Source organism: Aquimarina rubra (assembly GCF_042684305.1).
GTDB classification, from domain to species: Bacteria; Bacteroidota; Bacteroidia; order Flavobacteriales; family Flavobacteriaceae; genus Aquimarina; species Aquimarina rubra.
In genome coordinates this window covers 1339652-1362676 of record NZ_JBHULE010000019.1, presented here as the reverse complement: position 1 = coordinate 1362676, position 23025 = coordinate 1339652, and the positions used below count along the sequence as shown (strand labels likewise).

Below are 23025 nucleotides of genomic sequence, written 5' to 3'. Positions count from 1 at the left end.
TCTTAAAATATGACTTAGCAATATTAACGAAATTATTGATTTTGCACATATTGAATTAATGAATAATATATATAATTATATGATAATCAATATTTTAAAATATATTTTTTAAGATTTTTTATAGATTATTTTAAAATCTATTCTCACAAAATTTTGCAATTGGATAATATAGTATTATCAGAAACAATTAAAAACTTCTTTTATATCTACCATTGTTATTTATTGAAATTTTAAAACCAGGATACTTAATTAATTTATTAAGACATCCTGGTCTGTATTATGTGAATTCTACTTCTTTACAAATAGTAAAGATTCCTTAAATCTTACTGATTTTATTAATAAAATATAAGATCCGGATGGTAGCTCTGAAACCTCTAAAGTTTCTGATTCATTTTTGGTACTTATCTCTTTTACTATGCGACCGTCAATACTTACTATTTGCAATGTTTTCAATTCTGAAGACATTCCGGAGATTGTCAATGACGATTGTAAAACCGGATTTGGAAATGCTTTGATTTGTAGCAAATCGTTTTCCGGTCTCTGGCGATTACAATTTGGTGCAGATGCAGAATTACTAAAGTAAATAGTGAAATCTTTTGTTTTAGAAACCAACACTAAGTTATCGCCATCTCTTGCTACCCAATACGATCCGTCTAAACCTTCAAAACCAGTATTGTTTAGTGTAACTTCTGGTTGCGCATTCTGTAACTGGAAGGTCATTGTATCACTAAAATCAACATACCAGGAAGGAGATCCGTTATTAGTATTGATTGCGAATTGATATAAGCCATTGTACTGCGGAGCCCAATTAATGGTAAACTTCCTGAAGTTCCCTAATTTAGGTCCGTCATTTCCCAAAACGTGTACATTATTATACTCTACCTTATCCATCGCAACCAATCCTGTGTTTGCAGGCGTTCCGAAACCACAATTATTACCTCCACCAGTATCCTGACTCTTAACTGTTAACGTAAAAGTTGTCTGTTTAGTAGCACCCTCGTTATCTGTTGCAACCGCTTTAAACGTATGCACTCCGACAGCTAACCCATTAACCTCTTGTGGATTAGGCGAGGTATCGTGTCCCCATTCGTATGGTGCAAAATTTTCCTGACGCACTAAAGCATTATCGATATACAGTTTTACGTTTTCTATAGTTCCATCTACATCACTGGCATTTACAACTACTGTAAGATCATATCCTTCATTCACCATTAGATTACCGGAAGGATTAGCGAATGAGACTTGTGGTGATTGATTGCCAGTTTCTTCCTTAATGATTACGGTTCTGGATACTTCTGTAGAAAGCCCTTCCTGTCCATCTTCAAAAGCTCTAGCTCCAACCGTATACGTTCCTGCAACTGTTGGTGTCCAAGATACTCCATAAGGCGCAGTTTGGTCCTGCTTAAAAAATGATCCATTAATTTTAAAGTTCACTTTTTCAATACTTCCCTCAGCATCTGATGCATTAGCACTTAAGGAAATGGTTTCTCCAAGTGTGTACTCTTGGTTATTTTGGGAGGGATTAGTCAATGATACTGTTGGAGGTGTATTTTCAGTTGGATTAGATCCATTTTTAGTAATCACAATTACCCAATCCTGACCTCCATTACTAGGAGCGTTTCCTAAAGACCTATTTCCTCCACCATTTACACTGGTTACAGAACCATTTTTCAAGTTACCACCATTACGAGGATCATACCACTTTACGGTATACGCACCACTTTGACCATTAAGATTCAGATTTGTTGATCCCCCATTTTTAAGATATATTACATAAGCTTCACCTTGTTTTGCATAGCAATAATCATTATTATTCGATGATAGCGAGTTGTTATTTCTCATTTGGGTTAATGGAAGGTCTATAAGATCAAAGAATCGAATTGCATGACGACCATAATCCCACCACTTATCACGACTTCTAAAATCCTGTAGTGATAAATCCGAATGTGCATTCTGATATCCAAAATACCATTCGTTACCCCATCCGCCAGCAAGTAGGGTTGCCCATAGTGCATTTTTTCTTCCGTCTGTGTGAGAATTTGCAGCATTATTATCTGGTCGTATTGCATGCTGTGCATCACCGGGTTCATCACAGGCAATTGCCCATTTTTTACCGGAATTTCTGGATTTATCGATTCCTTCTTTTACTCTACTGAAAACATTGGTGAAATCGGATTTATTAGTTTGCAGTGAGAAACCAGTAAGTCTCGATTGGTTACCGGTAAGGTAATCAGGAAAATCATTTGGATGCTTATGGATCACTACGTGATGACGATATGGATCATTTTTGTAAAAATATTCTGCCATGGCTCTTTCCTGTGCAGGTGATTGATCCACAGATTGTGGTCCACCACCATTTTCTTCTCCTAAGTTCCAGTTTAGCGCCAGATTATGGCCAAATCTTGCTATCAGTTCGCGATAATATAATTTACGTTGTGTTCCTGTATTTCCGTTATCTAATAATGTTTCATTTTCGGTTTCTTGTGTTTTGAAATGTGCAAAAATTCCATTATTCTGCATATGCTCGATCACGATTGCCCATTGTGCCATTTTGGAAACATCCATTCGTGTTCTTTGATTGTCTGAGATATATGGATAAACGTTTTTATCATCTCCATTAATATTCATCGTGAGAAAAGACATCGAATTTAACCCTTCGCTAGCAATATAATTTACTGCTCCAATCAACCCTTTACCTTTACCACTTTTCCAGGTTGGGTCTCCACTGTTCCAATCATTTTTGTGAGGATTAAAGTTTTTTCTTCTATTGCCTGCATTGGGTGTATTATCAAAATCATCATATGCAAATAAATTCTCTGGAGAATCAGGTCCTTGTTTGATCATATACTCTCCAGTTTCTGCAAAACGCAAATAATGTTCTCCAACATACTGCAGGCGACCTTTTGCTCTAAAATCTCTACCTGATTTATTCGATGTACTTACATTGAATGAACCCGTTTCACCATTCATAAACCCGGCAGCGGTTCCCGCATTCGTTCCATCATTAACGGCTACGTTACTACCTTTTCTGAAAGAAACACTATAATTCCAGGTACCGGTTTTATCAGGAGCAAAATGAGCCCTCCATTTGTTTCCACTTGATGCAGAGGTTTGCGCTGCATTTCCATCTGCCGCATAATAACCAGGAACCACGTAAGACGGGGAACCACTTTGATGGGTAAAGGTCACATTCAACCTATAATTTAAAAAAGGATTATCTCCGGCAGTTTCCGAAGTATTAGGTCCATCAAATGTTAATGTGATATTATGCCATTTTCTCAGTTCGCCTGTGATCGAAGCACTGCCGTTATTACCTCCACCACCATCTCCATCACAGGTGGTTTCTTGTAGAGACAAGTTTGTAGCATTCGCGCTTGTACGATTTAGTGTAACTCTATCTACAATATGATGTTTTGATCGACCCGATATTAACATTGTATAGACACCCGGTGTATCAAACTCTACAAAGATATCGTGAGGATCGTTATCACTTGTTTTTGTGGCCCAGGTCCAATTTGTAGTTCCTGTAGAATATACCTTAAGATATCCTTCACCACTTGCTCCTTCAGGGTTAGGAGTTTGACCAGATCCTTTGGGGTATACCCTTTCACTACCTTTTTGCCCATAAAATTCACTAGCGTCTGGGAATTTTAACCAAGTGTCATTTGCTTCAGTTGGACTATCTCCTTCGCCAACTTTTGATCTCCAAAGAAACTCATATCGTCCTGCGGTATTGATCTTAATCTTTGTGTTAATTACTCCGTTACCAGGGTCATTAAAATGATCGGGGCCTGTCCACTCTAGGTAACCACTTCCTGTAAAGCCGGAAATCGCACTCTTTTTTTGCCAATTCCCCGAAGCAGATAGATTTTCTGCTTCAATGATAACCAACCCGTTTTTCTCTTCATAGGCAACATCGCAATTATCTCCGCCACCCCCAGAACCGTTTACTGTAAAACTTTTAGTATCTTCATCTGTTGCACCATCATTATCAGTTACTATTACTTTGACAGTGTAATTTCCTGCTTGCACGTTTGATATTTGATGAGGTGTGTAATTTGCCCCATCAGTATCTACTAAGGTTCCGTTAACAAAAACCTGGTGTTGGGTAACAGTTCCATCAGAATCATTTGCATTAATATTGACACTAATATTAGCTCCTACAGAATAGGAATTATTAATTCCCGTTATGGATACAGAAGGACTATTGTTAACGAAGTTATTAAAATATAATTCAGTTTTAAAAATATCGGTTTCTCCATTTAATTTTTCTCCTGCAAGACCAGTAAAACAGGACCAGAAGACTAATAGATTGAACACAAGGAACGCTTTCATTCCGTTTGTGTATTTGAATTGATTTTTCATAATTGTGTGTGATATAAATGGTTAATAATTATTGTTTTGTAAAAAGTATAGCCTTCCTTGATTTTAAACTTTTGACGATAAGTATGTATGATCCTGAAGGTAAATTAGACACGTTTACTTGTGCGTTATTTGATGTTTCTGTTTGATGATAAATCACTTTTCCAAACATATCAGCGATCTCGATTGTTGAAAGTCCCTCTTTCATACCTGAAATATTCAGAATTTCATCATTTACAGGATTAGGAAATGCCACGATGGTAGCTTCTTTTGATACCTCTGCATCGTTGCTTCTATCACTACAAGATGCTGGTTGCGATGAGTTACTGAAATACAATGCAAAATCTTTAGTTTTAGAAACCAATACAAAATTAGCTCCATCCCTAGCAACCCAATAGGATCCATCTAATCCAGTAAAACCTGTATTGTTTAAAGTAACTTCTGGTTTAGCATTGTTAAGCTGATATGTCATGGTGTTTTTAAAATCGACATACCAATCCGGTGAACCATTCGTAGTATTGATTGCAAATTGATATAAACCATTATGTTGTGGGTTCCAGTTGATCGAAAGCTCCTTGAAGTTATCCAGACTTGGACCACCATTCCCCAAAATGTATACCTTAGAGTAAGAGATATTATCCATCGCACTAAGACCCGTATTTATTGGAGTACCAAACGAACAATTATTTACACTGTTCATATTTGTACCATTAACTGTTAAGGTAAATGTGGCTTGACCTTGTTTTCCTTCATTATCCGTAGCTACTGCCTTAAAGGTATGTACCCCGGCAGAACGATTATTTACTTCTTGTGGATTGGGTGAACGATCGTGTCCCCACTCGTAAGGAGCAAAACTCTCTTGTCGGATCAACTCATTATTGATATACAATTTTACATTCGAAATACTACCATCTGGATCTGAAGCATTGACTCTTACCACAAGATCATATCCTTCTTGAGCGGTAATATTTCCGGAAGGAGTAGCAAATGAGATTTGTGGAGCTTGATTATTTGTTTCCTCATTAATAATTACCGTCCTAGATACTTCGGTAGAAAGTCCTTCTTGACCCTCTTCAAAAGCTCTTGCCCCTATGGTATAAGTTCCTGCCGCTGTAGGTGTCCAGGTTACACTATAAGGAGCTGTACGATCTAGTCTGAAGAAACTTCCATTGATTTTAAAGTTTACTCTGTCTACGTTGCCTTCTTGATCAGAAGCAGTTGCTCTTAGCGTAATAGTTTCGCCTAAAGTAAACTCTTGATTATTTTCAGATGGATTCGTCAAAGAAACAACAGGTGGCTGATTATTTATTTCTTCCTTAATAATTACTGTTCTGGATACCTCTGTAGAAAGTCCTTCCTGACCCTCTTCAAAAGTTCTTGCCCCTATGGTATAAGTTCCTGCCGCTGTAGGTGTCCAGGTTACACTATAGGGAGCTGTACGGTCTTGTCTGAAGAAACTACCATTGATTTTGAAATTTACTCTGTCTACACTACCTTCTTGATCAGAAGCATTTGCACGAAGTGTAATAGTTTCACCTAAAGTATACTCTTGATTGTTTTCTGACGGGTTTGTCAAAGAAACCGTTGGAGGATTATTTTCAGAATTAATACCCAGATCGTATATCTGAAGATAAATAGGCTGTGCGCTTCCTGTTTTGTTCTCCATTAAATAATAGTACAATCTACCGTCTTTTATATGAACTACCCCGTGTTTAAAAGTTCTCCCGGAATTCGTAGTATATAAGGTTTCCCAATTATTGGTTCCGGCGTCAGCCCTATAAATAACCGGCCGCCCTGATCTTAGTCCAACCATGTAAACATCGTTTTCTATACTATGAAAATCTCCTCCTGGAAAGTTGGTAGTAGTTCTAAAATTAGCTTCTCCAGCCTTCTTGTAGGTATGGACATTTCTGGACCCGTTGCTTCCTGTAACGGTTGTTCTAAAGTGGATACTTCCGTCTTTGGTCACTGTCCAATCGGCTCCGCTTGTTATTCTAACAGAATTCGCTCCGGAAGAATTGACTTCATTACCTGGTTCAGAAATAAATATCTCTTCCGGATCAATTAATGGAGTAGCCACTCTTCTATTCTTATGATCTCTCCAATCGGATATATCCGTTGAATTATTTGCGTATGCATAATAAAATCCGCTATTTAGAGAGAATTTATCGTTGTTAATACTTTTTCTTGTATGAAAACCAACGTGCATTTTACCATTGATAAACTTAAAATCTCCATAAAGTCCCCAATTATAATTTATGCCTTTGTTTCTGGCATCCAATACATTAAAATCTTTAAAACTACTCCAGGATGTACCATTATATTTGGCGGTCATATATTTTCCATTGGTATGTCCTCCTTCGCGCATGGATACGAAAAGATCCCCTGCTTCATTATTAAAAAATTTTGGATACGTTAATCCTTCATAGTTATCTCCACTTTTTAGATATAACCGTTTTGGGAAGAATTTATCTAACGTAAATTCACTATCCGGTAAGGTCGCCACGTTTTTCTTTGAGTAACTATATCTGAAATAATCATTACTTAAACTCCCATTAGATGGTCGATTTCTTGAATATGCGTGCATATCATACAATAAATGTACGGTTCCGTCTACTGGAGCAACACCAACGGCTATCGTGTTATGTGATTCTCCTATATGAGGTCGATTCTGAAAGCCTGTATGCCTATGTGGAAACTGAATAGTTACTGTTTTTTTGGTTATTGTATTGTATCTTGAAAGCATCACATGTCTATCGCTTTCTCCTCCTTTATACCAAGTCATAAACACATATTCGTTATGTTTATAAATACAATCGCCGTGCGGAGTAATTTTTCTTCCAAATGCATAATCATATTTTGCTCTATTAGGAAATGTTAGTCTTTCACTTTCCGGAACTTTTGACCCGTCAAAATATAGGCCACTATCCGAAATTTTTACCTCTTCAATTAATTCTACCTGCGCCGTCCCTGAGAGGCCAAAAAAGAATAATGACATACATAAAAGGAGCCTTGAGATCTTTATGTTTTCTATAATATAATTTTTCATTAGTTTGTTGAGTTTGTTGGTTAGATATGTGATTATTGTTTCGTAAACAACATTGCCTTTCTGGATTTTAAACTTTTTACAATAAGTATGTAAGATCCTGTAGATAGGTTAGATAGGTTTATTTGAGCACTATTAGATGTTTCTGTTTGATGATAAATCACTTTTCCAAACATATCTGCGATCTCGATAGTTGTAAGCCCATTTTTCAGACCTGAAACATTTAAAATATTATCATTTACCGGATTAGGAAAAGCAATTATATTACGTTCTTTTGTGACCTCTGCTTCATTGCTTCTGTCGCTACAAGATGCTGGTTGCGATGAGTTACTGAAATACAAGGTGAAATCTTTTGTTTTGGAAACCATTACAAAATCATCTCCATTTCTGGTAACCCAATAGGATCCATCCAGTCCTGCAAAACCAGTATTATTTAGAGTTACTTCAGGGTTTGCATTTCTTAGCTGAAAAGTCATTGTGTTTTTAAAATCAACATACCAATTAGGGGATCCGTTAGACGTATTAAAAGCAAATTGATATAAACCGTTGTATTGCGGATCCCAATTAATCGTCAATTTCCTAAAATTGCTTAGGCTTGGACCTCCGTTACCTAAAATGTAAACATTAGAATATGTTACTTTATCCATTGCAGGTATACCGTTATTTACCGGAGTGCCAAATGAGCAATCATTTCCTCCTCCTGTATCCGAATTTTGCACTGTTAGGGTAAATTTCGCTTCGGTCTGTAATCCTTTATCATCTGTAGCTACCGCCTTAAAAGTATATACTCCGACGCTACGACCGTTGACTTCTTGTGGATTAGGAGATCCATCGTGACCCCATTCATAAGGCGCTAAAATTTCTTGTCGGATTAATTCGTTATTGATATATAGTTTTACATTAGAAATACTTCCGTCAGGATCACTAGCATTTGCTCTCACTACAAGGTCATACCCTTCTTGCACGGTAATATTACCAGAAGGATTTGCAAATGAGATTTGCGGAGCTTGATTGTTATTTTCTCCAGTAACAGATAGTATAAAGGTTTTGCTTGTTTTTGCTCCTTCATTATCTGTCGCTTCGGCTTTAATTGTGTGTTGTCCTACAGAAAGACCTAAAAGTTCTGCACTATTATTACCGATTCCCCATTCATAAGGGGCAAGATTTTCCTGGCGAATTAAATTTTCGTCTACATATAGCTTTACATCACTTATAGAACCATCATTATCTGAAGCATTTACTGTTACTTCAAAATTTGTATATCCTTCTGGTATTGAAGTATTTCCTGTTGGTGAGGCAAAAGATACTAAAGGAGGTTGATTGTCCGGGATATTTCCACGTACCGTTAAGGTAAATGATTTTTCTGCTGTTTTTCCCTTATTATCGGTTGCGATTGCCTTTACGATATAAGTCCCTTGTGTTCTACCATTAAGTTCATCCGGATTAGGTGAGCTATCCTGTCCCCATTCGTAAGGAGCTCCATTTTCTTGTCTTATAAGCTCATTGTCTATATATAATTTTACGTTAGAGACACTACCGTCAGGATCGCTGGCATCTACCTCAACGCTCAAATCATAACCTTCATCAACCGTAAGATCATCTACTGGGTTTTTAAAAGAAACCAACGGTCCTTGATTCGATACAGGAGTAAACCCAAGGTCTATTACAATATGATGTAATGGTCTTTTATCGGTCTCCTTTTTTTCGTTAGCCACAATATATATTTTTCCTTCGTAATATGCATGTTCCATAATATCAAAGGTTTCTTGCGCATCGTAAACATAATCTGTGCGCCAATTACTTGCGTTCTCCGGGGTACTTCTTACTCTTATATTACCACCAGACATCTCTACGCCATATACTCTGCCACCTGCTGCAAAACTTACCCTTGTGCCGTTATTTCCTTTTTTAAAGGTATTTGATCCGGCTGATTTATAGTAATGTACCGTACCTTGTCCAGAAACCCTGTTTGCAAAATGCACCGCCCCACTTTCTGTTACTGCAAAACTTGGTGCAGATGTCATACCATTAGAATTGTTAGGTAAAGGTTCTGCTACCTTATAATCATTCATAGATGTAAGTGGTATAGGATTACTTTTATTATCTATAGCCATCCAGTTTTCATTTCCTCTTTGCCCTCCTTCAGCAAAATAAAAGCCTTGATTAAATTCTATCGGGTTATTTTGTATTCGTAAAGAACCTCCTAGGTACATTTTACCATATTGGTATTTAAGACCTCCGTAAAGATTGAATGTAGGATTTGGATCTCTGCCGTTTATGATTTTATAACTTTTAGACCAGGTATTACCATTATAATAGGCCATCATCAAATTTCCTCTCCTAGTTCCACCAATCCTATAATTAAGCATCAGTTCTCCGGCATCATTCATACTAAAATTAGGGTAGGTAAAACTGTTGATTACCTCATCCGATCTTAGGTAATTTGTTCGTGGGTTGAAATTGCTAAGTTTAAATTCTGAATCCGGTCCAAAAGCTATATTTTTTTTAGACATTCTAAAATTCAATTCCCCAGCATGTGTGTCGTAAGCTAAATGTATGGTTCCATCTTTCTCTGAAACTCCGACGGAGGTAGTTCTATGCGAATTTCCTCCTGGACTATTGGCATAATTAACCCCTTGGTATGTGCCGCTATATAAAGTGTTTTTGTCGGGAAACTGAATTGTCACCCAATTATTTGATCCAATTTTCCTTCTGGAGAGCATTAGATTTCGGTCTTGCATTCCTCCTTTGTACCAAGTAAAGAAAACGTATCCATTTACAACTTTTATACAATCGCCTTTTGGAGTTATATTTCGATTAAAAAGAGCCACAGGCTTACTAGGATCACTATACCAGAAATGAAGCCCGTTCATATTCATTTTTTGATGTGATTCTAGTTTTACCTGTTGAGCAAAACTGAAGTTCAAAGTCAAGAATAATAGAATCAATAATGATTTGAGTATTCTTTTTGTTTGTAGTGTTTTTGTTGTTTTCATCTTTCGAACATTAATAAGCCTTAAGGCTTTATTGTTTTAGTGCTTCAAAAACTTTAAAGTGGTAGTCTGTTTGTTAAAAGTTCTGATTTTCAGGAAATATATCCCTGTAGGAATATGATTAAGAGATAACACCATACTTGTATTTTTAGAATCATTGTTTTTCTCCATTATCTTTTTCCCTTGAAAATCGTAAATATCAATGCTATAAGTTCCTTTGGGAAGCTGAGATAAATTTAGATCGCCTATCACTGGGTTTGGAAAAGCAACTATATAAGCTTCTTTTAGCACCTCTGTATCATTGCTTCTGTTGCTACAAGATGCTTGTTGTGATGAATTATTGAAATACAAAGTGAAATCTTTTGTTTTAGAAACCAATACAAAATTAGCTCCATCCCTAGCAACCCAGTAAGATCCATCTAATCCCGTAAAACCTGTATTGTTCAGTGTTACTTCAGGATTTGCATTTTTAAGCTGATATGTCATATTATTTTTGAAATCAACATACCAATTCGGAGATCCATTAGAAGTATTAAAAGCAAACTGATACAAACCGTTATATTGGGGACTCCAATTAATAGTAAATTTTCTAAAATTACTTAAGCTTGGACCACCGCTGCCTAAAACGTGAACGTTAGAATACGTCACTTTATCCATTGCAGGGATTCCGCTATTTACAGGAGTTCCAAAAGAACAATTATTTCCGTTACCTCCGCCGCCTGTATCTGTACTCTGTACTGTTAGTGTGAAAGTTGCCTGACCGGTCTTCCCTTCATTATCCGTGGCCACCGCTTTTACAGTATATGTTCCTGCCGAACGTCCGTTCACTTCCTCTGGGTTTGGCGAACCCTCATGTCCCCACTCATAAGGTGCATAACTTTCTTGTCGAATCAGCTCGTTATTGATATATAATTTTACGTTAGAAATACTACCATCCGAGTCGCTCGCATTAACCTCAACATTAAGATCGTAACCTTCATCTACCGTAAGGTCTCCAGTAGGAGTCTTAAATGAAATTATAGGTTTACTATTTTCATTGTTTGATGGTCTGGTCGTAAATGTAATTAGTTGTAAACCACTATTATTATTTACTGCTAGAGTATAGATTTTGTTACCTATTAGCATACTGTTTGTAACGTTAATATACCCACCTGAAATATTAGCGACTTCTTTCCACGAAGTCCACTGATTATTATTTAAGCTTGAAGAAATTACTACAATATTTCCTCCTTTTCTTCGGAAAAGGTATAGGGTGTTGGTGGTACGATCACAGTACAGTTTTGGTCTGGATCCATTGTTAGCAATAATTTCGGTAGTCCAATTAGAAGCTCCTTTTGTATTATGCAACCAATAGTAATTTTTGTTATTCCTATTATAATAAACAATATGAGAGTTACCTTTTCCATCAATAGCCATGGCGTTTTGATTAATCAATCCCTGACCCGTATTGATCGTCTTTATCTTCACGGGACTGTTCAGATTTATTTTTGAGCTATTAGCACCTGAGGTTCCAACTACATTATTCTTATCATTTTTCCAGGTTAAACCATTATCATCAGAATATGCAAACATGATATCATGATTGGATTGCAATGTTGTGTTTTCTCTCCAGTTCCAACTAATGAATAATCTTCCATTATGAGATTGAATGTCATTGAAATAAGCATTTCTATTCTGGTCTCCTTCATAAACACCAGTTTTTCCGTCAATAACTTTTATTTGATCACTCCATGTTTGATTTGAAGCATTATAGCGATGTACGAAGGTATCTCCATTACCGCTTCCACCTGTTCTGTAAAAAAATAGTAATTGATCATTTTTACCCAGTATTAACCTTGGGTATGTTACTCTTGGAATACTTTTATTAGTTTTGAGGTAATTTCTATTGGTACTAAAGAGATCCTTAGACCATTGAGCATTAGAAACGGTTGCAGCATTGGGGACAGAGATTCTATACTGCAATTTGTCGGCGTGCATATCAAAAGCTAAGTGCACCGTTTTATCTATAGGAGATACTTGTACATTCGGAGTATTGTGGGTATCCCAAGTGCCCTGCCAAGTGCTATCCAGAATATCATTAAACGTGATAATTTTCCATCCATCGATTCCGTAATTATTACTTCTTGCCAGTCTTAGTTTTCTAGTATTTTTATCATAAAATGCCATAAAAACAAAGTTTTCGTAAATAGCGATAGCATTTTGTTGTGTAGCTTCCCCAACGACTGCAACTTCAGCGAGACAGCTATTGGTAACATTTTTGATAGTATGAGTAAGCGTCTGACCGGTAGAAAAAAAACTGATCAAATACAGTAATGGTATAATGATTTTTTTCATTATGTGGTGAGTTTGTTAGTTAGTTTAGAATAGTAAAAAGTGTTCGTAATCCTAAATATAGAACTACGTTCAATGAGATTTCTATTTTACACATAGATCGATAGTCGTTTGTTATCGATCTATGTGTAATAGTTCGGTTCTCTTTTTTTGACCTACAATCCTTACTTTCTATTTAATAAATAGTAAGGATTGTTTAGCGTTCTTACTTCTGCTAATCAATAGATATGGACCAGAGGGAAGTTCGGAGATGTCCATAGATTCTGTAGCATTATTAGTATTTAGTTCTTTTATAACTCTTCCTTGAAGATCTAATACTTGTAACACTTTTTGTTTTGCAGATAATCCAACGATATTAAGAACATTTCCTTGTACCGGATTTGGATATACCAACATAGTGTCATCACCTTTTTCAATCTCTGGTGCCCGATTACATCCAGGAGCGGAAGATGAATTACTAAAATATAGTGTGAAATCTTTAGTTTTAGATACCATTACAAAATTTGCACCGTCTCTGGCAACCCAGTAAGATCCATCTAATCCCCCAAAACCTGTATTGTTCAGTGTTACTTCAGGATTTGCATTTTTAAGCTGATATGTCATATTATTTTTGAAATCAACATACCAATTCGGAGATCCATTAGAAGTATTAAAAGCAAACTGATACAAACCGTTATATTGGGGACTCCAATTAATAGTAAATTTTCTAAAATTACTTAAGCTTGGACCACCGCTGCCTAAAACGTGAACGTTAGAATACGTCACTTTATCCATTGCAGGGATTCCGCTATTTACCGGAGTTCCATAAGAACAATTATTTCCGTTACCTCCGCCGCCTGTATCTGTACTCTGTACTGTTAGTGTAAAAGTTGCCTGACCGGTCTTCCCTTCATTATCCGTGGCCACCGCTTTTACAGTATATGTTCCTGCCGAACGTCCGTTCACTTCCTGTGGATTCGGAGAACCCTCATGTCCCCACTCATAAGGTGCATAACTTTCTTGTCGAATAAGCTCGTTATTGATATATAATTTTACGTTAGAAATACTTCCGTCAGAATCCGAAGCATTTGCTCTTACCACAAGGTCATACCCCTCTTGAACTGTTATATTACCAGACGGAGTCGCAAAAGAGACGTTTGGAGATTGATTACTTGTTTGTGAACTTACCGTAAAATTCCTGGTGGCTGATGCTGTAGCATTATCATTATCTGTTACAGTAACTTTTACCTGATAGTTACCGGGTTGTGCATTCTGAATAATATGTGCAGAATAATTACTTCCATCCGTATCCACTAAAGATCCGTTGACATATACTTCATGCTTGGTAATACTGCCATCCGAGTCATTGGCATTGATATTTACAGGAATGTCATCTCCTTGTGTATAATTGCCATTAGCATTGGGACTAGTAATCGCTACAGAAGGAGGTGTATTGCTACCGCCACCTGTATTAACACCTGATGGTGTGGCAGACGCCAAATCCTTGGCAATTCTCATTTCGTCATAATACGTAGTCACATCAAAGTTGCACGCATTAGAGTTATAAGCCCCCCATTTTGGATACACTACACTACCATCAAAAGTCTTATGATATGCTCTTTTTTTATCTGAAGATAAATTTACCTGATAATCCTGAAATCCTGAATTGGACAAGGTTTGTTTTGTTCCGTTATACCACAATTCTACATATCCTACATCTTTATTCCTGGACATTTTGATTTTAAGCACAAAGCTTACCCAAGTATTTTCAGGTATAGATTTCGTCCATAAAGTAGTTTTGCGCTTGCTAATAGATCCGCTACAAGAATTCCAGCTTGGATAACAAGGTCCCCATGCACTTAAGGTTAGTTTTCCATTGCCATACCCCATATTAAGAGGATAATTTTGCGTATTGTTTTGGTTACCGGCATCTGTTTTCCACTGCCATACAGCAATCCCACCTGTAATATTAGGAGTTGATTCAATTTTCCATCGCCATCCGTAGTATACGATATCGCCATCCTTTGGAATGTAATTATTTACTGTACCGGTTGTCCTTGCAAATTCTCCTCGTTTTTGTCCCTTAGGCTTACGAATCTTCCATACTTTTCCGTATTGCGAATCGTTTGTAGTTGTGGCTGTAGATGCATTATTTGATTGATTACTACAGTTATCTCCGGCGTTGCCAGAATCAAATCTTCTAAAACTGCTGTTAACACTTTTATTAGGGTCCCCGTACCAAAGAATTTGGCTCTGGGCATAAACTCCAACTAATAAAAATACTACCAGAAAAGTAATATTTCTAATTTCATATCTTTTCATAATTCATGGTAATGTAGTTATACATAGGTTGATTTATCAATCAACCTATGTATAACAGATTAGATTATTGTGGCATACACAATCCCTACTTCACAAACAATAAGGATTGTTTAGAGTTCCTACTTCTGTTAATCAGTAAATATGGACCTGAGGGAAGTTCGGAGATATCCATAGTTTCTGTCGTATTGTTAGAGTTAAACTCTTTGATAATTCGTCCTTGAAGATCTACCACTTGTAACACTTTTTGTTTTGCAGATAATCCTATAATATTAAGAACATTGCCTTGTACCGGGTTAGGATACACTAACATAGTGTCATCACCCTTTTCAACCTCTGGTGCCCGATTACATCCAGGAGCTGAAGATGAATTACTAAAATATAATGTGAAATCTTTTGTTTTAGACACCAATACAAAATTTGCACCGTCTCTGGCAACCCAATAAGCTCCATCTAATCCGTCAAAACCTGTATTATTTAGAGTTACCTCCGGATTTGCGTTTTTAAGCTGATATGTCATGGTATTTTTAAAGTCTACATACCAATCTGGAGATCCATTATTCGTATTAATAGCAAATTGATATAACCCATTATTAGCAGGCACCCAATTAATAGTAAACTTTCGGAAGTTACCTAATTTAGGTCCATCAGTTCCTAAAACATGAACATTAGAATAAGATATTTTGTCCATAGCGCTTAAACCATTATTTACCGGAGTTCCAAATGAACAATTGTCACCTCCACCACCAGTGTCGGTACTTTGAACTGTTAAAGTAAACGTTGCTTCAGCTGTTTTGCCTTCATTATCAGTAGCAACTGCTTTTACCGTATAGACTCCCGCAGAACGTCCGTTCACCTCTTGCGGATTCGGAGAACCATCGTGACCCCACTCATAAGGAGCATAACTTTCCTGACGTATTAAACTATTATTGATATACAGTTTTACGTTAGCAATACTACCATCAGAATCTGAAGCATTCACAACAATAGTAAGGTCATATCCTTCTTGTACCGTTATGTTACCTGATGGAGAAGCAAAGGAAACATTTGGAGCTTGATTACTAGTTGCTGCTTTAATAATTACTGTTCTGGTAACTTCTGTAGAAAGCCCTTCTTGTCCTGCTTCAAAAGCTCTTGCACCTATTGTATATGTTCCTGCCGAAGTTGGTGTCCAGGTAACACTATACGGAGCTATTTTATCCTGATCATAATATCCGCCGTTTACTTTAAAATTAACTCGGTCTACATCTCCATCAGGATCAGAAGCATTTGCTCTTAATGTAATCGTTTCGCCTAATGTGAATTCCTGATTATTTGATGATGGATTTGTTAATGCAACTTGGGGTGGTTTATTATCTCCTCCTGGTGGATTACCACATCCTGTCCAAACTTTAAAATCATCGAAAAAAGTATATTCTGTTCTGGGAGAATGCCAAACAGGATCTGTTCTTTTTCCTCCTCTATAGGTATTCATAATAAGGGCATTTATTTTTAGGCTATTTTTACCCGAGTTACGAATTTTAGCATTATTATCACGATACGTTTCTTGTCCATCAATCCACATGATCACTGTCCCGTTGCTTTGCCCCGGAGTATTCATTTTGATATATTGGCGGATGGTATACCACTTGTTATCTTTAAGGTCAGAATAAATTCTTTTTGCATCTCCACAGTCTCCATCCTGTCTAGGTTGTCCATTTGTTTTGTCGGCAAAATAGCTATAAAGAATAAGATAAGGCTTTGTTGTTTGCGCTCTATTTCTTCTCCACATCAACCGTGCGGACCATCCATCTGAATTATATTTACACCCGGACGGAATGGCACCTCTACCCGTGGTTTCGCTATTTACTCCTCTAGTAGATCCTCCTAACCCAGGTAATTTACCACCTGTAGCCCAAAAGAAATTATCATCGAATTTTACTTTGTACTCTAAATAGGCTTCATCTACAGCATCAAAATAAGGATCAAAGAGAAAACCTCCAGATCGACCTGAAGCATCATTTTTTAAATACTGCGCTCGCAAAGTCCCATCGACAATTCTAGTTTCTTGTGGAGTGTTTTCTATCAAATTACTAGCAGCACCAGGTCCTTCTACTCCTCTGTAGGTAGATGCAGTCCATGGCTTTACCTTGTTATTAAAATCGCTCTTTATATCTGCTATAGAGTATCGCCTGTTATTCCAATTATCAAAATCGACATCAATTATAGTATTGCAGTTTTGCGCTGTTGCATTTCCAAGTACGAATAAAACGCATAGTAGGAAAAATCCGTTAGTAGTTTTAAGTGTTCTCATTGTGTGTGTGAGTTTTTGTTAGTTAATTCTTTGTAATAGTCTTTTTTAGTTTTTAATTATTTTATATCTCTTTATTTCTTTATTTAATGACCTTAACTCAATAAAATAAAGACCTTGACTTAGTGATTCAACATCTACAGATATTGAATTTTCTTTACCTGGTTTAACAGACCGAACTATCTGGCTGTTCATACTATAAATCACTATTTCGTAAACAGACACATCTAAACCATTCATAATAATAGAGTTATTAACAGGGTTTGGATAATAGGAAAATGAATCTTTATTTACGGTATCTGGTCTCGCTCTTTCAGCACAAGCAGGGGCTTGATCATCATTACTAAAGTATAATGTGAATCCTTCAGTTTTTGATACCATGACAAAACTATCTCCATCTCTGGTTACCCAATAAGAACCATCTAACCCGGATATTCCTGAATTATTGATGGTTATGGAAGGATTTGATTGTCCAAGTGTATGAGTTAGTTTATTTTTTAGATCTACGTAATAAGAAGGAACTCCATTATTAGTATTAATTGCGAATTGATACAATCCATTGTTACCAGCGCTCCAGTTAATAGTGAATTTTCTAAAATTATTCAGTGAAGGACCATTATCTCCCAGTACGTAAACTTCTGTGAAAGAAATTTTATCAATACTGGAAATACTATTAGCACTCGGTGTATTGAAAGAACAATTGTTACCACCTCCTGAATCTGTATCTTCTTCATTCACGGTAAGCGTAAAGGTAGTTTCAGAAGTTGCACCTTGATTATCTGTAGCTACTGCTTTAAAGATATGTGTGCCGACTGATAAATTATTTAATTCATCCGGATTTGGAGAATTAGCGTGACCCCACTCAAAAGGAGCTGCACTTTCTTGCCTAATTAGATTATTATCTACAAACAGTTTTACATTACTAATATTTCCGTCAGCATCTGATGCATTTACTTTTACATAAAGACTATATCCTTCGTCTACTGTAATATTATTTGATGGTGTTGCAAAGGATACTGTTGGAGTTTGGTTAGTATCACCTCCGTTTCCTCCATCACCACCATTGTTTCCTGAATCACCAATTCTGTTCTTCGACACCTTGAAATCGTCAAAGTATGCATAAACATCTTTAGTAGGCTGAAAAGTCTCATCACTACCTCCAAAAAAAGTGGATAGATAGATAGAGTTAAGATGAATATCACCTTCGCCTGGTTGTCTATAGTCACCATTATTTGTAATATTAAGAGCTAATTGACCATCCAACCAGCCTTTCATAATACCATTATTCTGTCCCGGAGTATTTAATTTATGATACATCTCTACTTGATGCCATTTACCCTTGGTAAACTTTACCTGATCTGGCATAGGTTGCCCATTTGGTTCTGAGTATGGATCGGTAAGGCTCCAGTTTATGGATGATTTATAATCGGGTCGACTAGGTTTTGTATTGTAATGTACATAAGTTTCTACAAGTCCATCGTATCTCCACATTAATCGCAATGACATATTTCGATCTGAAGTCTGATAAGATAAGCCTGGTAATTTTCCACCAGCTCTGAACTCAAAATCATCTGGAAAATAAACGAAGTAACTGATATAAAGCTCATCTTGGTTTTCTCCTGTTTCTTCCCAGAAAACCTTGGTGTGCATTCCACTGTCGTTTGTTTTTACTTTGCCTTTAGGATATTTAACTTTAAGAACTTTTCCTTTATTCTCAAAAGCCTCGATAAAAACCCTTCCTTCATCTGCACCTTTGCAAAAAGAGACATTTAAGGCATCTCTAATCATATCTCTATCATACTGCCCGGATGGTAAATGATCAAAATCATATTGATATATCAAACCCTGTTGTGCTATTGCCACAGCATTTAATAATAGTATCAATACTATACTGAGTAAATTGTATTTTGTCTTCATAGGATTATTTTTTAACCTTTGGTATAACCATCAGAAGTTTTGATTTTAAACTTCTGATGGTTTTTTGGCTAAGACTAATTACTGCTTCGTGAACAGTATAGATTTTCTAAATTTCAGCCCTTTGATAATCAAGACATACATTCCAGATTTAAGATTGGAAACATCCAAGCCTGCTTCTGAGTTTTCGATAGATTTCTGAAGCACCACTTTTCCTTGCATATCTGCAACTTCTAGTGTTGATTTTTCCTGAGCAATACCTGTTACATTCAATATGTTATCGATAACTGGATTTGGGAATAACTTAATGCTTGTTAACTTATCCTCCTCTACAGGATCTTTATTATCGTCACAGCTAGGAGGTGTGGTAGAATTGCTGAAATAAATAGTAAATCCTCCATTTTTAGATACCATAACAAAATTAGCTCCATCTTTTGCAACCCAATAAGAGCCATCCAAGCCGGCAAATCCAGTGTTGTTTAATGTTACTTCCGGTTGTGCAGTATTAAGTTGATAGGACATTGTATTTTTAAAATCTACATACCAATTCGGAGAACCATTGTTCGTATTAATTGCAAACTGATATAATCCGTTATATTGTGGAGCCCAATTAATTGTGAATTTTCTAAAGTTGTTCAATGACGGCCCTCCATTTCCTAAAACGTGCACTTCAGAAAAAGACACCTTATCAAACGCTGGTAAAGCACTACTTATAGGTGCACCAAAAGAACAATCATTTCCTCCACCTGTATTTTCACTTTTAACAGTAAGCGTAAAAGAAGTTTCAGCAGTTGCTCCGTCATTATCAGTAGCTATAGCTCTAAATATATGATTACCAACAGGCAAATTAGTTGTTTCAGCAGGATTAGGCGATGTACTGTGTCCCCATTCGTAAGGATCGAAATTTTCTTGTCTTATAAAATTCCCATTGATATACAGTTTTACATTACTTATAGATCCATCACTATCTGAAGCATTTACTTTGATGTAAAGACTACTATACCCCTCATCTACAGTCAAGTTACCTGAAGGAGTTTGAAGGGAAATAGCAGGAGGTGTATTACCACCTGTATCACTGGTTACAGAAACGCTTACATTACTAGAGGTTTTGGTTGCTCCGTCATTATCTATAGCTCTGGCAGTTAAATTGTAATTCCCGGCTTGCGCATTATTAATAGTATAAGAATAAGGAGCGCTGTTGTCTTCACCTAGCTTAGAGCTTCCTCTATAAAACTCTACTTTGGTTACCGATCCATCAGGGTCACTTGCATTAGCTTTGATCTGAATGTTAGCTCCTACGTTAAAACTTGCTCCATTAGAAGGTGATGTAATACTTACGTTAGGACTTTGATTTCCACCTCCTGAACACGGAACAATATTCCAGCTTGGGCAAGACTCTGTAACAAAATTTGTTGTCCCATCGCTTATTGGAAAATCTGGTGAATTCGGATTACGGGTATTATTCCATACGTGAATCTCAGACGGATCTCCTTGTTTTTTTCTAGCAGTCGGAATTTCACCTGCTCTACTACCTAAATTAAAAGTGTTGTTAAAAATAGCATTTCTATAACCGGTATTAAAACCAGTTCCTCGATCTAAGAAATCAACCCCGGCATTAAGAATATTAGATCCATCTCGATTAAAAGTATTATTATACACGAACCCATAAGCTCCCTTTAAGTCAATAAAGGCATCGGCACTGTTTTCTCCAGATAATCCTTGTGCAGAGAAAGTACAATTACGAATAATCGTATTCTTAGTACCTTCTTTTACATCTACTCCTTCTGCAGTAACATTAGGACCAACAATACAACCATCAATCGTATTATTATTACATTCTCTTTCATATTGATCGTGTTGACCCTTATCCGATCCTACGTATAAACCTTCACCAATTCCTGGCTTTTTAATACCAACATTATATACCTTACAGTCTTTGACCAAATTAAAACTAGATCCATCTCTTAGATGAATTCCCTCTTCTCCCAGTTCACGAACGGTAACATTATCTAAGAGTCCATTATTAGCATTATCAAATACGATTCCTTTAGAACCTTCTTCAAAAATTATGTCTTTTATTTCCCAATAATCTCCTGTTATGTGTAACACATATCCATCATATTTACCATTCTCTCCTTTTAATATTGGAGGATTTGATGGATTTTTTGCTCTCATCACGATAGGTTTAGCCGCAGTACCATTCTTAGTTGAAGCAAATCTTGAAGCTCTTCCTGTTATGTTAATTTTATTCGTGGCCAGATAGGTTCCGGGAGCAATTATAATTTCATCACCAGGCTGAGCATTTTGCATAGCATCTCTAATACAGCTTACAGAATTACACTCAATAGTTCCGCTTGGCCCATCAGGTCCTCCATCATCTTCAGACCAATTCTTGATAATGTCTTTTATAAAAATCCCTGTTTCAGTTAATTGATTATTTTTTAATCCATTAATTCCTTTTCCTAATTGAACCACTGAAGACGATTCTGCTCTGCTTGGATCATTGTTACTTGGTTTATCACTTACAGACCAGTTAACATGGCTGATACCGTTTTCTTTAAAAAACTGCATCCATTTCTCGGTTTCTTGCGTATCCATAGCTCCATCTCCACTTGCATCTACTGCTCCCCATTCTGTAGCAAATAATGCAATACCATTATTCATTGCTGTTCTTGCCTTGTTTCGTAGACCTTCTCTATGTGTTCCTGCATAGAAATGTAAGGTATATGCAGTATTATTATCGTTAATAGGATCATTTGACGCTATATCTACATCTTGAGACCAGGTTGGAGACCCCACAATGACCAAATTATCAGGATCTTCTGATCGAATAGCAGCGATTACAGTATTGGCATAACTTTTTACTTGAGACCAAGACTGATTGATAGGCTCATTATAAATCTCATAGATTACATTTGGTTGGTTACCATAAAGCGATGCCATTTCCTTAAAAAAGTCAGCCGCTTGAGAGGTATAAGCTTCTGCTTCGTGCGTATGCCAATCAATAATTACATAAATACCTGTTGCAATTGCCTGATCAATCACCTTTCGGATTTTTTGCTTTTGGGCAGTTGGACTATCAATATAACCGTTTCCGCTATCCCAACTTTCTTTTACGCCCATAGCAACACGAATGATTGAACTATTCCAATCACTGGCTAGATGTGATACTGTCTCACCATCATAGAAGTCTGAAGTATCTCCTGCATTACTCCAAAAGAGACTATTACCTGCGAGGCTGACTTCTTCATTATTCTTGTCGACAATCCTATTGCCTTGAACTTTTAATCTTCCGTGTTTCTGGACAATGGTTTGAGCCGTTCCCCCGACCCAAATAAATAAAAGCATTACTAACCAGAATAACCGATTAGTGGAAAAATGTTTTGTGTGTGTGTAGTACATTTCCATAATTAAGTTTAATTGTGTGTGTTAATCAATTATTTTTAAAATGATATGACATATAAAAACCTATGGTCATTAGGTTTCTATACATCTTATTACCCAAAGAAGATGTAGGCCAATTAGTTGGTACTGGAAATGGCTAGCCTCATTCTGACAACTTATAGATGTTTTTATAGAAAAAACATCCAAAGCAGACGAATAACTCTCAGCTGGTCCATAACCATTACTAACGAGCCAGAAATTCTTCTGGTACGATCCAATATTTAAAAATGATATATCTTAATTCCGGAAGGGTGGGAGATAGAATTTAGATATCGATACTTACTTGCTATTCTCTTTAATACAGATTCTTAGTGTTAAGAATAATTCATAAAATAGGTTCTTTTTAA

8 protein-coding genes are annotated in these 23025 nt (G+C 36.5%); all 8 read right to left on the bottom strand.

Annotation, left to right across the window (positions count from 1 at the left end; genetic code table 11):
• Positions 1 to 288: 288 nt before the first annotated feature.
• Positions 289 to 4365 (bottom strand): Ig-like domain-containing protein, encoded by a 4077-nt coding sequence (locus ACFSR1_RS14565; protein WP_378293703.1) that lies wholly within the window; start codon positions 4363 to 4365, stop codon positions 289 to 291.
• A 28-nt stretch (positions 4366 to 4393) separates the two neighbouring features.
• Positions 4394 to 7411, bottom strand: coding sequence for an Ig-like domain-containing protein (locus tag ACFSR1_RS14560; protein WP_378293701.1), 3018 nt, complete (start codon positions 7409 to 7411; stop codon positions 4394 to 4396).
• Positions 7412 to 7443: 32 nt separating this feature from the next.
• A complete protein-coding gene (locus tag ACFSR1_RS14555) occupies positions 7444 to 10404 on the bottom strand; it encodes an Ig-like domain-containing protein (RefSeq protein WP_378293699.1) in 2961 nt (986 codons plus the stop codon).
• A gap of 36 nt (positions 10405 to 10440) precedes the next feature.
• Entirely contained in the window at positions 10441 to 12735 is a 2295-nt protein-coding gene (locus ACFSR1_RS14550; protein ID WP_378293697.1) for a BNR-4 repeat-containing protein, read from the bottom strand.
• A 168-nt stretch (positions 12736 to 12903) separates the two neighbouring features.
• Complete coding sequence (locus ACFSR1_RS14545; RefSeq protein WP_378293695.1) at positions 12904 to 15033, bottom strand: Ig-like domain-containing protein; 2130 nt, start codon at positions 15031 to 15033, stop codon at positions 12904 to 12906.
• An 85-nt stretch (positions 15034 to 15118) separates the two neighbouring features.
• On the bottom strand, positions 15119 to 17323 hold the full coding sequence (locus tag ACFSR1_RS14540) for a polysaccharide lyase (protein WP_378293693.1): 2205 nt from the start codon (positions 17321 to 17323) through the stop codon (positions 15119 to 15121).
• A 45-nt stretch (positions 17324 to 17368) separates the two neighbouring features.
• On the bottom strand, positions 17369 to 19237 hold the full coding sequence (locus ACFSR1_RS14535) for a polysaccharide lyase (protein WP_378293691.1): 1869 nt from the start codon (positions 19235 to 19237) through the stop codon (positions 17369 to 17371).
• A 78-nt stretch (positions 19238 to 19315) separates the two neighbouring features.
• Complete coding sequence (locus ACFSR1_RS14530; protein ID WP_378293689.1) at positions 19316 to 22582, bottom strand: cellulase family glycosylhydrolase; 3267 nt, start codon at positions 22580 to 22582, stop codon at positions 19316 to 19318.
• Positions 22583 to 23025: the final 443 nt, after the last annotated feature.

Coding starts and splice junctions, on each gene's coding strand:
- ACFSR1_RS14565 (WP_378293703.1), bottom strand. CDS start 4,365: ATGAAAAATCAATTCAAATACACAAACGGAATGAAAGCGTTCCTTGTG.
- ACFSR1_RS14560 (WP_378293701.1), bottom strand. CDS start 7,411: ATGAAAAATTATATTATAGAAAACATAAAGATCTCAAGGCTCCTTTTA.
- ACFSR1_RS14555 (WP_378293699.1), bottom strand. CDS start 10,404: ATGAAAACAACAAAAACACTACAAACAAAAAGAATACTCAAATCATTA.
- ACFSR1_RS14550 (WP_378293697.1), bottom strand. CDS start 12,735: ATGAAAAAAATCATTATACCATTACTGTATTTGATCAGTTTTTTTTCT.
- ACFSR1_RS14545 (WP_378293695.1), bottom strand. CDS start 15,033: ATGAAAAGATATGAAATTAGAAATATTACTTTTCTGGTAGTATTTTTA.
- ACFSR1_RS14540 (WP_378293693.1), bottom strand. CDS start 17,323: ATGAGAACACTTAAAACTACTAACGGATTTTTCCTACTATGCGTTTTA.
- ACFSR1_RS14535 (WP_378293691.1), bottom strand. CDS start 19,237: ATGAAGACAAAATACAATTTACTCAGTATAGTATTGATACTATTATTA.
- ACFSR1_RS14530 (WP_378293689.1), bottom strand. CDS start 22,582: ATGCTTTTATTTATTTGGGTCGGGGGAACGGCTCAAACCATTGTCCAG.